Below are 13,218 nucleotides of genomic sequence, written 5' to 3' on the forward strand. Positions count from 1 at the left end.
ATTTTAATATTGTATAATTTTATGAGATTAAAGAAATTGATAATTCTACAGATATAGGTGAGGAAAAAATATGAAAAAAATAGCACTGACGGTAATGGCAGCTTCGATGATTTTTTTGAGCGGCTGCGGACAAAAAGAAAAAAACGCTACAGGTCCTGCGGTTATAAAGATTAATGATTCTGTTATAACAAAAGGAATGGTTGATGCATCTTTTAAAACAGGTCCTTTAAACATTGATGTAAACAAACCTGAAAACAAATTTATTTATCTTATTTATAAAAATAAAACAGTAAATGACCTTATAGTTAAAGAATTATTGACGCAGGAAGCAAATAAAAGAAAAATCTCTGTTTCTCCTGAAGAAATTAAAGCTAAATTAGACGAAATAACAAATAAAGTTGGCGGAAAAAAACGATTCGAAGAATCTCTTGCACAAAATAATCTGGATAAAGATACTTTTAGCGATATGGTAGGTTTTGATATGTTAAAAGAAAAACTTGTCAATAGCCTCTCAGGCGTACAAATTGTCAGTGAAGGTACAGCAAAAGATTTTTATGTAAAAAACCAGAATCAATATTTCAAGCATCCCGAGCAAGTTAGAGCAAGCCATATTCTAATCAGTGCATCAGAATCAGATATCAGGTCAAAAATTGAAGCTGAAGGCAAAAAATTATCAACAGGCGAGTTAAGTAATAAAGTTAAATCTGAAATTAATGCAGCCAAAGAAAAAGCTGAAAAAATTCTCGCAGAAGTTAAAGCAAATCCTAATAAATTCGAAGAACTGGCAAGAAAAGAATCTCAAGACCCTTCAAGTGCAACTAAAGGCGGCGATTTAGGGTTTTTCGACAATAAACAAATGGTACCCGCGTTTTCAAAAGTTGCATTTTCTACAAAACCGGGAGAAATTAGCGACATAGTAAAAACAGAATTCGGCTTCCATATTATAAAAGTTGTTGACCGTAAAAAATCCGGTTCAGTGCCTTTTGATGAAGTAAAACCTCAAATCCAAAAATATCTTGAGCAACAGGCTAAAATGCAAGTTATACAAAAATTCATAGAAAGTTCAAGAAATACCGCAAAAATCGTATTTTTGGATAAAGAATACGATCCTAAAAACATTGAATCAGAAATTAAAGAACTTGCAAAAAAACAAAAAGCTCCTCAACAAGTACCTGTGAAAAAATAAAAATACAGTTTGTTATAAAAAGCCCGTAGACTAAATCTACGGGCTTTTTGGTATTTTATTGCAGCAACAATAATTTTGTATATTTTCACTCAACACTAATAATTTATTTATACAAATTGTCATTCTGAGGGTTTTAACCCGAAAAATCTGTCCAGTAAGCATTTTTAGCCAAAATAATAAATTGGACAGATCCTTCGATTTGCTCAGGATGACATTCTCAAAAATCAATATTTGCAACAGTTTTAGCTAATTGGTGCCCCGAGTTATTTAACAATTCTGTTTAATCGATAGAATTTGGTCGCAAAGCAGCTATAGCTGTTGGCATATTTTTGGCACTGTAGACATAATTTCCTGCGACAAGCGCATTTGCCCCTGCGGCTGTTGCAAGTTTTGCGGTCTCTGCATTAATTCCGCCGTCAACTTCAATAAAAATATGTTTTAAATTCTCTTGTTCTATCAGCTCTCTGACTTCTGAAATCTTTGGCAGGCATTCCGTTATAAAAGATTGACCTCCAAATCCCGGTTCTACCGTCATTATCAAAACTAAATCAAGCTTGTGAATTATTTTTTTCAGGACTTCAACAGGAGTTTTGGGTTTTATAGAAACTCCTGCTTTGACCCCGAAACTTTTTATCAGGTCGATGGTTTCTTCAAGATTGTCTTCGCAGGCTTCTGCGTGGATTGTTATGTAGTCAGAACCTGCTTTTGCGAAGTCTTCTATGTATTTAGCAGGCTCAACAATCATTAAATGCACATCAAATGGCATTTTTGTCGTTTTTCTGATAGATTTAACGACAGGTGCGCCTATAGTAATGTTCGGGACAAACCTTCCGTCCATTACATCAACATGAACCCAGTCAGCTCCTGCTTTTTCGATTTTATTAATATCTCTTTCGAGGTTTGCAAAGTCGGCAGACAAAATTGACGGTGCAACTATTATATTTTTCTTCATTATTTTTCATGCCCTTCCAATAAACCTAAAGCAACAGCAGCAATTCTTGCAGCAATTTGATGTGCTTCTTTTTTTGAGTTTCCTTCTCCAAAACCCATTTTATCTCCGTTTACCCAAACTTCAACAGCAAAGACTTTGCTATGGGCAGGTCCTTTTTCTTCAACAACTTTGTATTCGGGGATTTTCATTCCGTTAGACTGGGCATATTCTTGAAGCATCGCTTTAAAATTATACTTTGAAGCAGAGTTGTCGATTTCTGTAACATCATCCTTCAGTAGATTAACCAGAAAGTCGTAAAGAATGTCAATTTTTCCGTCAAGGTAAAACGCACCTAATACTGACTCAAACGCGCATGCAAGAGTTGATAATCGTGTCCTGCCGCCAAGTTTTGCTTCGTGATAGCCAATTTTGAGGAATTTATCAAGATTTATTTTAGCGGCAATATGAGCAAGAGTATTGTCGCTTACGAGAACAGCCCGTATTTTTGTAAGATCACCTTCGGGATATTCAGGAAATCTTTCGTATAAATACCTGCTTGCCAGCAATTTAAGCACCGCATCGCCAAGAAATTCAAGTCTTTCATTGTCTTCTATCTCGGCAAGTTTGTTTTCAAAATTATATGAACTGTGAGTCAGGGCAACATCAAGCAAAGAATAATCATCTATGCTTAAATTTATGTTATTTAGCAGCTCGTCAAGTTCAGTTTTTCTTTTGTCATTCAACATTATTTATGCAGTCATAGATATATTTTCTAAAGGCAGTGAATGGGTTTCAAGGCGGGATATATTAACTTTTTTGCTTGCCTGATTTATATCAATGCCAACTATACTACCATTTTTATCGTAGTCAATAACTATTCCTTCTGATACTTCAACAGATTCAACGCTTGATTTCTCTGATAAATCTATATACAGGGAATCAGTTTCGAGATAATAATTGAATTTCATAGTTTATTTCTCCTTAAAATTTCTGTCGAAGAAAGCATTATGCAAAGTCCCGTCTTCTAATGTTATAACTCGTAAATATTTATTTTCTTCTGTAATATATCCCCAATATCTTATTCTATCGTCTGCTTGTAGGGTTTTATGCAGTTTTTTATTTATTATACCGCTTCAAAAATAAATTTGGGATTTTAACTATAGATAAAAAGCGGTATTCGATAGTAGGAGCGTTATTTTCGGAAACGATGAGTTTTCGAAAATATAAACTCGTTTTAGTATATATTGATACACCATTCAATTTTCAAATAGGGTCTTTTTTTTAAACCCTGTTCCTGAAAATATGCAGTTGTTTTTATTGAGTCTTTATTCACTTTAATATTGCCGTAATTTTAGTTCCTAAGAAAATTCTACCAATAACCTGACAAATTTAAAATGATTTTTTAAATATTAAGAAATATTAATATATATAAAAATCAAAAAAACGTTAACGGTATTTGATTTTCAGACAGATTGAAAAAATTCTTATATTTTTTATAGCAATTATTTTTATTCACACGCTTTATAAAAATATCAAATAAATGCGTTAAATCGAAGGAGTTGATACTTATAGAATTTTAATTCCCAAAGGTAAAGAACTTTTATTGGGTCGGAATAAACAACCTGTTATAGATGTCTTCCATAAAGAGGCTGTAACAAAAGCAACTCATCTTTATCGATTTATTGTGGATACTTTAGACCAAGCCGGTCTTCGTCTTCATAATAGTGCCTCAAAAGATTGTTCTGTAAGATTGCTGGCAGATACAGATCATCCATTTGCAAAAGAAGGAAATAGTGTTTTAACTTTTTTTACTGATTCATCGGAAATTAAGCAACTTGATAAAGCTAGAAGAAATAAAGATATTAAAAAAGTTGATGAATTATTTGAGGATGTGCCTGAGCAGAATGTTTTTAAAGTAGACTCTATCGAAGATGCGATGAAGCTTTTAAATGATAAGCTGCTTCCTAAAACAAATGGTGTTAAATGGGGTGATTATCAGGTGAAAAATCTAATGAACAGCTGGAATAGACGTATGGAAATAATTTTAAACTCTAATCTGTGGTAAATTTAAAAAAATTTAGCAAATCAAAATGGCATAAATGTTGATAACAATGAACCATTATTAACAAAAATACTGAAATAATAATAAGCTATAGCACCTGTAAAGACATAGCTGTCTGCTCTATCAAGCATACCCCCGTGACCGGGAAGTAAATTGCCTGAATCTTTGAAACCTGCATCTCTTTTTATCATTGATTCCGCCAAATCACCAAACTGTGCGGCTAAAGATAATAATAAACCTGATATTATCGAATGAACAAGAGATAAATCAATAAAATGTCCGATTAATACAGCGCCTAAAACACTAACAACAGTTCCTCCAACTGAGCCTTCAATAGTTTTTTTCGGGCTGATTTCAGGCCATAAAGGTGTTTTCCCGAGTTTAGTTCCGACATAAAACGCCGCAATATCGCATAACGAAATTACTACGAACATCAAAACAATATATCCGATACCGAGATCAAAATGCCTGCCGAATAATAAGATGTCAGGGCCTTTAATATCTCTCAAAAATATAATGTGTATCGGCAAAAAGCCGCCGTACAAGATTGCAAGAAACGATGCACCTATATCGTTTATGGAAGCTTTTGCGCCTCTGAATAAAATCACAAGAAATATAACTATTGTTGAAATTGCTAAAATAGGAACAACGTAATTATATTGTTTTAAAGTGGCGCAAATTATAAGAATAGCATCTATAAAAAGAATCAAAGCTAAAGGAGGGTTCATTCCCTTTGCTTTTAGCATATTAACAAGTTCAACCTGACCAAAATATATTAATACAGAAAGGAAGACAGCCAGTGGGAATCCCCCATATATTAATGATACAAGGCAAATTAACAAAAAGATGGTTGCTACATAAACCCGTGCTTTAGAAAAAAATTTGATTAAGCCCACCGAACACCTATATTTCTTTATTTATACTAATACTTCCGAAATTTAAATTGATAAGACTTCTCTTTCTTTTTCTGCAACTACATCATCCATTTCCCTGATATATTTGTCAGTAATTTTTTGTATTTTATCCTGAGCTTTTTTTACTTCATCTTCAGGAATGTTTTCGGATTTTTCCAATTTTTTAAGCGTATCAGTCGAATCTCTTCGGATGTTTCTGATAGCAACTTTTCCTTCTTCGCCAACCTTTTTGACAGTTTTAACAAGTTCTTTTCTTCTTTCTTCTGTCGGCTGAGGGAAAGTTAGTCTTATGCAAACACCGTCACTGTTAGGAGTTACACCCAGATCTGACTTCATAATAGCTTTTTCGATAACATTTATTATTGTTTTGTCATACGGTGTAATAACTAGTGTTTGACCGTCCTGAACGCTCACAGTTGCTATTTGTCTAAGAGATGTCGGTGATCCGTAATATTCAATCGTTATTTTATCAAGAACCAGCGGATTTGCTCTGCCTGTTCTTATAGCGGAATATTCTTTTTTAGTTCCGGCGATGGTTTTATTCATTTTTTCTTCAGCTTGTTCAAATAATTGATTAACAGGCATGATTACTTAATCCTCCTACTAATGTTCCTTCTTTTTCACCTTTTACAATTTTTTCCATACTTTCTGTATTGGCAAAATCAAAAACCACAATAGGAATGTTGTTGTTTTTGCATAAAGCAATAGCGGCAGTATCTATAACTTTTAAATCCTTAATAATCATATCATCATAGGAAATATAATCAAATTTTTCAGCATCGTTGTGTTTTCTGGGGTCTTTGCTGTAAACGCCGTTGACTTTGTTTTTTGCCATAAGCATTGCGTCAGCATTGATTTCAGAAGCTCTTAATGCGGCAGCAGTGTCTGTTGTAAAGAAAGGATTTCCTGTTCCGCCTGCAAAAATCACTACACGACCTTTCTCAAGGTGTCTTATCGCTCTAAGCCTGATATAAGGTTCTGCTATCTGGTTCATAGTGATAGCATTCAAGACTCTTGTCTGAACATTCAATTTTTTGAATACACCTTGCAAAACAAGAGCGTTCATTGTAGTAGCAAGCATACCTACATAATCCGCAGAAGCCTGATCCATTCCGAGTTTTGCACTGTTTTGCACGCCCCTGAAAATATTTCCGCCACCTACGACTATTGCTACTTCAACGCCGAGTTCTTTGAGTTTTATTATTTGTACAGCGACTTTATTGATTGTTTCAGGGTCTATTCCAAATCCCTGATCTGCCATAAGCGCTTCGCCGCTGATTTTAAGCAGAATTCTTTTGTATTTAAGATTACTCATTGCTTTAGCCCATTCAAAAACTAATATACTAAAATCATTTTACTAAAAAAGTTATTTAAAATAAATCTAATTAATTTATTAAGAAATATAAACAATTCGATTGTTTTTATAAACTTATCATTACATTTCTTCATAATAGAATTGACGAATCACATTTGGTTTGTTATTATAAAAGTATATAAGAAGTATATATCGCTAAGAAAATTTTTGTACACTTTCCCCGTTAAATTTTGCGTTCATTATTAACAAAATCAACTAAGCAGGTAAAAATTTACTGTCTTTTTGCGTGAAGATTTGTCTGCTGTTGACCGTTCAGTGTTTGTTTAAACTTTTTTGAATTACTTTAAAATTTTAGACCGATAAAGAAGCCTGAGTTCAAATTCACTCTTGCTTAAAAGTCGGTTGCAGTTTAGAGAAAAAATCAGGGTTAGGATTGAAGGAGATTTTTGTTTATGAAAGATACCATGTTTGAAAACAGGCGTTTTGAGCTGCGCGGCGAACGCAGAAGTGATTTGGCTTACAGTACTGTGCCGCTGGATTTGATGCCTTTGTCTGAGCAGAACAAGAACAGTAATGACTCTAAAGAAATAAATTCTTTCAAGTCATCAAATGCTTACTCACAAAAGAAAAATGCTGAAAGCATTGATGACAGTTACGGCAATTATCTTAAAAAAATCAATTTCCAGAAACTTTTAACCGCTCAGGAAGAACTGGAAATCGGCAAAAAAATCAAACAAGGAGACGAAAACGCCAGAAAAAAACTTATTCAGTCAAATTTAAGGCTTGTTGTCAGCATTGCAAAAAAATATACCAACTATGGTTTATCTTTTCAGGATTTAATTCAGGAAGGCAATATGGGGCTAATGGTTGCAGCAGGAAAATATAATTACAAACTCGGATACAAATTCAGCACTTATGCGACATGGTGGATAAAACAATCAATTTACAAAGCAATCGCAGAACAAACCTACAGTATGAAAATCCCTGTTTATGTTCAGGAAATAATTTCGAAATATACAAAAGTTAAAAGAGAAATGGAAAAAAATTCTGAGTGTAATGTTTCTGCAAAAGAAATTTCAGAGAAATTAAATATTCCTGAATCTAAAATTGATAATTATTTAGAAGCGTTCAGCCGCTCAATATCTCTTGATGCGGAATATCAGACAGGAGACGGCGGAACAGTAAAGCTTTCTGATTTTTTAGAAGATTCAAACTCTTATTCTGATAAAGATACAGAATTTAACCATTTAAAAACGGATATAAAAAATATTTTAGGCAGATTAAAAGATAGGGAAAAACTGGTTTTAAGAATGAGATATGGTCTTGATTCGTCTGGTATTAAGCCTAAAACACTGGAAGAAATCGGGAAAATATACGGTGTTACAAAAGAATGTATCAGACAGACCGAGTTAAGGGCTATTAAAAAAATACGTTCTCTCTGCGACAAAGAAAATTTGCTTTTTGCATATCTGAACTAAAATTCACCAAAAACTAACCGGTTGGTTAGTTTTTTTTTTGCCTATATTAATGAGATAAAAAAGTAAGTAACTTTTAAAAAAGTTACAAATATTAATATATTGAAAATTGTTTTTATATGATTAAATTTAATTTAATTACTGTAACTTATATTTATATATTGATAAAAATATGTTAATAAATTTAATGTTTAATATTTTAGTACATTTTATTATTAACTTTTGATATAATAGAAAAGTATGTATATACAAAAAGACTACAATTTTTGTTTGCGGAGGTTAAATTTTAATGACGACCGAAGATATTATCAAAAATAAGGAAAGTGCAGAATTGTCAGAGTTTGAAAAACTGCTGTTGCAATTCGACTATAGTTTCAAAAAAGGTGATATCGTCAAAGGTAGAGTTATCGGATATGATTCAAATAACGTTTTAGTTGATATTGGCGCTAAAACGACAGCAAGAGTTCCGCAAAAAGAATTGTTAGGTCCTCAATCCAAAACTCCTCAAGAAACTTTACCTGTTGATAACACAGAAAAAGAATTTCTCATTATAAGAGAAGAAGATGAAGACGGTCAGCTTACTATTTCTTACAAAAAAGTTGCCCTTGCTTATGCCTGGAAAGAACTTGAAAAAATTCAGGCAGAAGATGAAGCTGTCGAAGCAGAAGTTACTGCATCGGTAAAAGGCGGTATGCTGGTTGATGTTATGGGCTTAAGAGGCTTTGTTCCTTCAAGTCATATCAGGGCAAGAGATCCTGAAGAACTTGTAGGCAAAAAAGTCCAGTTAAAAATACTTTCGGTTGATTCTAAACAGAACAACCTCATAATGTCACACCGAAAAGTCGTATCAGAACAGCAAGCAGAACAAAGAAAAGACCTGTTTGAAAATATCCAGATCGGTCAAATTGTAACAGGCGATGTTGTAAGATTGGCTGATTTCGGTGCTTTTATCGATATAGGCGGTATAGACGGACTTCTTCCTTTATCGCAAATTTCTTGGCGATGGGTTGATCATCCTGCCGATGTGCTAAAAGTCGGAGACAAAATAAAAGTTGAAATTATCGGTGTCGATGAAGAAAAACAAAGAGTTAGCCTGAGTCTTAAGAGCCAACAGCCTGATCCGTGGATTGAAGCTTCAAAAATCATAAAAGAAGGAGAAAAAATAAACGGCAAGGTAATAAGAATTAAGCATTTCGGTGCATTTATTGAAGTTTATCCGGGTGTGGAAGCTTTATTGCCTTATAAAGAAATTCTTGACCATCAGAATAAAACAGGTAAAACCCTGCAACAAGGCGATGAAATAGAAACTACAGTTATAAGATTCTTCCCCGAAGACAGAAGAATAAGCCTTAGTCTTTCTGACAGACCTCATTTTGAACATCAGCAGGAAAGACAAGAACCTAAAACTCCGGAAATTAAAGAATAAGTTCTATATACATTAAAAAAGGCGGTGATAAAATAATCACCGCCTTTTTGTCAGTTATTAATTATTAAAATATATCCGAGATTTTTTGGGCTAATTTTTTTAATCCTGCGGGAATATGTTCCAGAACTAATTTGCCTGTATTTAATTCACTCAGGTATCTAGATGGATTCTGCAGTACTCTATACGTGCCGATGTTATCTAAAAACAATTTAGAAGCTGTCCCCAGAGCAACTGCTCCCGGCACCTGTCCTATTGTAAAACCCAGAGTAGCAGCGGGTGCAACTTTAAGAGTTTCTCTGACAAAAGTCTTGAAAACACGCGCTCCTGTACTTACTTCGCCTCCTTGAAAAGAAACATTTTGTCTTTTTTGAAGCGGTAACTTATAAACCGATGAACTTGAATTTATACTGCTCATTTTTAGAAACTCCTTATTTAACTAACTGCTTTTAAAAGAATCCTGAACAATTTAAATTGCTTTTTGAAAAGATAAAATTTACAAATCTTAATAATTAATTAATATTTTTATACCAACAAATATAAATTCTTGATTATTGATTATCTTTTTTGTTTATTATTAAATAGTCTTATTCGAAATGAAATGATTAGTAGAAATATATAAAAAGAGAGGCTTAAATCAGTGGAAGAACAAGTAAAACGCGGTCGCCGCAAACCTGAAGAACCAAAAGAAGAATTTGCCGGAGCCAAAGCCGGAAGCGAATGGCGCGAAAGAGTTATTCAAATAAGCAGAGTAACAAAAGTAGTAAAAGGCGGAAAAAAATTAAGTTTTAGAGCTGTTGTTGTTGTCGGTGACGGTAATGGCAGTGTTGGAATAGGATGCGGCAAATCAAGTGAAGTTATCGGCGCTATCCAAAAAGCAGTTATTGAAGCAAGAAAAAACCTTGTAGTAGTGCCTATTTTCAAAAAATCAATTCCACATCCGATAAGCGCAAAAGCAGGAGCAGGAAAAGTATTATTAAAACCGGCTGCTGAAGGTACAGGAGTAATTGCAGGCGGTTCTGCAAGATCTGTATTGGAATTGGCGGGAATAGAAAATATTTTGTGTAAATCTTTAGGCTCAGACTCACCTTTAAATGCTGCAAGAGCAACAATAAAAGCTCTTTCAGAATTAAGATTATTCGGTGATGTCGCAAAAGAAAGAGGCTTAACCTTACACGAGATGTTAAACTGATATAGCTTTTGATAATTCGATTGCTTTTTTGAGCAAAGCGAAGAATTGCAATATTTGAATAATTTCTAAATAAAAAACGCAAGAATTAAATATAAGGTGATAAAAATGGAAACTAAAGAAATTAGAATAGAAGACTTAAGACCTGCAAAAGGCGCTACAAAAAAGAAAAAACGTGTAGGTCGCGGACGCAGTTCAGGACACGGTAAAACTTCCACAAGAGGTCATAACGGTGAAGGTCAGCGTTCAGGATGCAGCAGAAAAATCGGTTTTGAAGGCGGACAGATGCCAGGTTACAGAAAAACCCCTAAATTAGACGGTTTTTCTTCACTTAGCAGAATTGTTTATGCAGAAATTAATATATCCAAAATTGCCAATATGGAAGAAGAAACTATCGATTTGGATGTATTAAAAGCAAAAGGTCTGTACGGCAAAAAATATGATGAATTAAGAATACTTGGCAATGGTGAATTGACAAGAGCCATAACGGTTAAAGCCAGACACTTTACCAAATCAGCTAAAGAAAAAATTGAAGCTGCGGGCGGTAAAGCTCTTTTAGTATAATACTATTGTCATTCTGAATATTTTGATTCGCTCAGCGAAGATATTTCTAAAATTGAAGTATCAGTGCTAAAGTCCTCAAAAGCAGAATGACATTCTTATTTTTAAAAAAGCATGGGGTATTTTGAGGAGTAATTTATGGCTAAAATAAAAATGCCTACACCTGATGAATTGACAGGAATGTGGCAAGCATCGGGATTAAAAGAAAAATTACTGTTTACATTTGCTATGATAGCAATTTTTAGATTTGGCGTATATATTCCCATTTTTGGAATAAACAATACAGAATTGTTAACTTCAGGCAAAATGGGCGAACTTGTAGGATTTCTTGATATATTTACCGGCGGTGCGCTGGGAAAAATTTCTGTATTCGCACTCGGCATAGGGCCTTATATTACAGCTTCAATTATTTTTCAGCTACTTTCGGCGGCTATACCTTCTTTAGAAAAACTCCAGAAGGAAGAAGGCGAAGCGGGCAGAAGAAAAATTTCCCAGTATACAAGGTATTTCACGGTATTTTTATGCCTGTTTCAGGGAACAGTTTTTATAACTTATTTGCATAAAATGGGCATGCTCTCACCCGAAGGCATTCCTGCTTTGAATTTTATAGGATCAGTTTTAACGCTTACCGCAGGCACGATGCTAATTATGTGGATAGCAGAACTTATTACAGAAAACGGTATCGGAAACGGAGCATCTATATTGATTTTTATAGGTATTATTTCCAGAATGCCAATGTATTTCGGGGGAACGGCAAAACTTATCGGCGGTAACAGCGGAATGGCGTTTTCTTTATTTATGGTAATTGCAATTTTCCTAGCGACACTTGTATTGATAGTCATAATGCAGGAAGCTATGAGAAAAGTGGTTATTGTTAATGCCAGAAGGCAGGTCGGCAATAAAGTTTACGGCGGAGTAAATACTCACATCCCATTCAAGCTTAACCCAGGTGGTGTAATGCCAATAATCTTCGCAGTAGCTATTCTTCTTTTCCCTACTACTATTTTAGGTATTCTAAACAAAGGAAACCTGCCTGAAACTGTAAAAAACATTATTGACTTTATCACTAACGATTTGTTATCAGGTTATTCATATTACATAATTTATTTCTTTTTAATAGTCGCTTTAACTTTCTTTTACGCTTCGATTATGCCAAATATGCAGCCAAAAGAAATAGCTAATAATTTAAAAAAATACGGAAGTTCCATTCCGGGTATTAAACCGGGCAAGCCGACAGCGGATGCACTGGAAAAAATTCTCAGCAGAGTTACTTTTATAGGAGCTCTCGGACTTGGAATAATCGCGCTGGTTCCAGGAATAGCAACACAGGTTACTCATTTTACAACTTTAAAAGGAATAGGCTCAACCTCATTAATCATTATGGTCGGGGTTGCACTTGATTTCATAAACCAAATAAAGACACATCTATTAGCCAGGCAATATGAAGGATTTTTAAAACAATGAAAACAAGAGTAATTTTTTTAGGCGCGCCCGGATGCGGAAAAGGCACACAGGCAAACAAATTAGCAAAACTTCTTAATATACCTCACATTGATACAGGAAGCATGCTTAGAGAAGAAATCGCATTGCAATCTGAAGAAGGCAAACTTGCTGAATCTTTTATGAATCAAGGTCAGCTCGCACCTGCAACACTTGTTGTAAGGATTATTAAAAACAGGTTGTTGAGAGATGACGCTAAAAACGGCTTTATCCTCGATGGTTTCCCGAGAAGTCCCGAGCAAGCTCAAATGTTTGAAGATATAGTCAAAGAAGCAGGCATCGAAATCGAGCATGTGTTAAACATTGAAGTTGACGAAAATATTCTTGTCGACAGAATGGCTTACAGAAAATCATGCGCTTGCGGCGAAAAATACAATACAAAATTCAAAGCTCCAAAAGTTGACAACGTTTGCGACAAATGCGGCGCAACTTTAACTCAAAGAGCTGATGACAATGTTGAGACTGCCGCAAAAAGAATTGAAACTTACAGAAGAGAAACTGAACCGTTAATTAATTACTACACTCAGAAAAATCTCGTAAGAAATATCAACGGAAATCAGGATATCGAAATAATTCTTTCTGATATTTTAGAAGTACTGGGCGTTTCAGTAGCAAAGTAAATGCATTAAATTGAATTAACTGTCATTTTTTGCAAAAAAGCG

Annotated in this window: 15 protein-coding genes; 8 read left to right on the forward strand and 7 right to left on the reverse strand. The window is 34.3% G+C overall.

What is annotated here, in order from left to right:
* The first annotated feature begins 70 nt into the window (after window positions 1–70).
* Entirely contained in the window at window positions 71–1,186 is a 1,116-nt protein-coding gene (locus WCG23_04435) for a peptidylprolyl isomerase (protein MEI8389117.1), read from the forward strand.
* A 280-nt stretch (window positions 1,187–1,466) separates the two neighbouring features.
* On the opposite strand, the gene rpe is transcribed toward WCG23_04435, so the two are convergent.
* The 3 genes from rpe to WCG23_04450 are packed head-to-tail and all read right to left on the reverse strand — an operon-like array spanning window position 1,467 to window position 3,085.
* On the reverse strand, window positions 1,467–2,138 hold the full coding sequence (rpe, locus tag WCG23_04440) for a ribulose-phosphate 3-epimerase (GenBank protein ID MEI8389118.1): 672 nt from the start codon (window positions 2,136–2,138) through the stop codon (window positions 1,467–1,469).
* On the reverse strand, window positions 2,138–2,863 hold the full coding sequence (gene rnc / locus WCG23_04445) for a ribonuclease III (GenBank protein ID MEI8389119.1): 726 nt from the start codon (window positions 2,861–2,863) through the stop codon (window positions 2,138–2,140). The genes rpe and rnc overlap by 1 nt, the downstream gene beginning before the upstream one ends.
* Window positions 2,864–2,866: 3 nt before the next feature.
* Window positions 2,867–3,085, reverse strand: coding sequence for a DUF2283 domain-containing protein (locus WCG23_04450; protein MEI8389120.1), 219 nt, complete (start codon window positions 3,083–3,085; stop codon window positions 2,867–2,869).
* 635 nt (window positions 3,086–3,720) lie between these two features.
* On the opposite strand from WCG23_04450, the gene WCG23_04455 reads away from it, so the two are divergent.
* On the forward strand, window positions 3,721–4,182 hold the full coding sequence (locus WCG23_04455) for a hypothetical protein (protein ID MEI8389121.1): 462 nt from the start codon (window positions 3,721–3,723) through the stop codon (window positions 4,180–4,182).
* Between the two features lie 20 nt (window positions 4,183–4,202).
* On the opposite strand, the gene WCG23_04460 is transcribed toward WCG23_04455, so the two are convergent.
* The 3 genes from WCG23_04460 to pyrH are packed head-to-tail and all read right to left on the reverse strand — an operon-like array spanning window position 4,203 to window position 6,408.
* Window positions 4,203–5,075: a phosphatidate cytidylyltransferase gene (locus WCG23_04460; protein MEI8389122.1), complete on the reverse strand. Its 873-nt coding sequence runs from the start codon at window positions 5,073–5,075 to the stop codon at window positions 4,203–4,205.
* Between the two features lie 42 nt (window positions 5,076–5,117).
* Window positions 5,118–5,678, reverse strand: a complete 561-nt coding sequence (frr, locus tag WCG23_04465; protein ID MEI8389123.1) for a ribosome recycling factor — start codon at window positions 5,676–5,678, stop codon at window positions 5,118–5,120.
* A complete protein-coding gene (gene pyrH / locus WCG23_04470; protein ID MEI8389124.1) occupies window positions 5,668–6,408 on the reverse strand; it encodes a UMP kinase in 741 nt (246 codons plus the stop codon). Before pyrH ends, frr begins: the two co-directional genes overlap by 11 nt.
* 452 nt (window positions 6,409–6,860) lie before the next feature.
* Here pyrH and WCG23_04475 point away from each other — a divergent pair, with 452 nt between their 5' ends.
* Together WCG23_04475 and WCG23_04480 are read left to right on the forward strand one after the other, a co-directional pair.
* Window positions 6,861–7,886: an RNA polymerase sigma factor RpoD/SigA gene (locus tag WCG23_04475; GenBank protein MEI8389125.1), complete on the forward strand. Its 1,026-nt coding sequence runs from the start codon at window positions 6,861–6,863 to the stop codon at window positions 7,884–7,886.
* 286 nt (window positions 7,887–8,172) lie between these two features.
* Entirely contained in the window at window positions 8,173–9,309 is a 1,137-nt protein-coding gene (locus tag WCG23_04480; GenBank protein ID MEI8389126.1) for a S1 RNA-binding domain-containing protein, read from the forward strand.
* Window positions 9,310–9,373: 64 nt separating this feature from the next.
* On the opposite strand, the gene WCG23_04485 is transcribed toward WCG23_04480, so the two are convergent.
* On the reverse strand, window positions 9,374–9,724 hold the full coding sequence (locus tag WCG23_04485) for a hypothetical protein (GenBank protein MEI8389127.1): 351 nt from the start codon (window positions 9,722–9,724) through the stop codon (window positions 9,374–9,376).
* Window positions 9,725–9,946: 222 nt separating this feature from the next.
* Here WCG23_04485 and rpsE point away from each other — a divergent pair, with 222 nt between their 5' ends.
* The 4 genes from rpsE to WCG23_04505 all read left to right on the forward strand — a co-directional run bounded on the left by rpsE (window position 9,947) and on the right by WCG23_04505 (window position 13,176).
* A complete protein-coding gene (gene rpsE / locus WCG23_04490) occupies window positions 9,947–10,498 on the forward strand; it encodes a 30S ribosomal protein S5 (protein ID MEI8389128.1) in 552 nt (183 codons plus the stop codon).
* A 120-nt stretch (window positions 10,499–10,618) separates the two neighbouring features.
* Entirely contained in the window at window positions 10,619–11,059 is a 441-nt protein-coding gene (rplO, locus tag WCG23_04495; protein MEI8389129.1) for a 50S ribosomal protein L15, read from the forward strand.
* 135 nt (window positions 11,060–11,194) lie between these two features.
* Window positions 11,195–12,520: a preprotein translocase subunit SecY gene (secY, locus tag WCG23_04500; GenBank protein ID MEI8389130.1), complete on the forward strand. Its 1,326-nt coding sequence runs from the start codon at window positions 11,195–11,197 to the stop codon at window positions 12,518–12,520.
* Window positions 12,517–13,176 (forward strand): adenylate kinase, encoded by a 660-nt coding sequence (locus tag WCG23_04505; protein ID MEI8389131.1) that lies wholly within the window; start codon window positions 12,517–12,519, stop codon window positions 13,174–13,176. The genes secY and WCG23_04505 overlap by 4 nt, the downstream gene beginning before the upstream one ends.
* The last annotated feature ends 42 nt before the right edge of the window (window positions 13,177–13,218 follow it).

The organism is bacterium (genome assembly GCA_037147175.1).
Classification (GTDB): domain Bacteria; phylum Cyanobacteriota; class Vampirovibrionia; order Gastranaerophilales; family UBA9971; genus UBA9971.

Bases quoted from the DNA above. Each gene is read 5' to 3' on its own strand.
- rnc (MEI8389119.1), bottom strand. From the start codon at position 2,863: ATGTTGAATGACAAAAGAAAAACTGAACTTGACGAGCTGCTAAATAAC.
- frr (MEI8389123.1), bottom strand. From the start codon at position 5,678: ATGCCTGTTAATCAATTATTTGAACAAGCTGAAGAAAAAATGAATAAA.
- WCG23_04450 (MEI8389120.1), bottom strand. From the start codon at position 3,085: ATGAAATTCAATTATTATCTCGAAACTGATTCCCTGTATATAGATTTA.
- WCG23_04505 (MEI8389131.1), top strand. From the start codon at position 12,517: ATGAAAACAAGAGTAATTTTTTTAGGCGCGCCCGGATGCGGAAAAGGC.
- WCG23_04480 (MEI8389126.1), top strand. From the start codon at position 8,173: ATGACGACCGAAGATATTATCAAAAATAAGGAAAGTGCAGAATTGTCA.
- WCG23_04485 (MEI8389127.1), bottom strand. From the start codon at position 9,724: ATGAGCAGTATAAATTCAAGTTCATCGGTTTATAAGTTACCGCTTCAA.
- rpe (MEI8389118.1), bottom strand. From the start codon at position 2,138: ATGAAGAAAAATATAATAGTTGCACCGTCAATTTTGTCTGCCGACTTT.
- pyrH (MEI8389124.1), bottom strand. From the start codon at position 6,408: ATGAGTAATCTTAAATACAAAAGAATTCTGCTTAAAATCAGCGGCGAA.
- secY (MEI8389130.1), top strand. From the start codon at position 11,195: ATGGCTAAAATAAAAATGCCTACACCTGATGAATTGACAGGAATGTGG.
- WCG23_04475 (MEI8389125.1), top strand. From the start codon at position 6,861: ATGAAAGATACCATGTTTGAAAACAGGCGTTTTGAGCTGCGCGGCGAA.
- WCG23_04435 (MEI8389117.1), top strand. From the start codon at position 71: ATGAAAAAAATAGCACTGACGGTAATGGCAGCTTCGATGATTTTTTTG.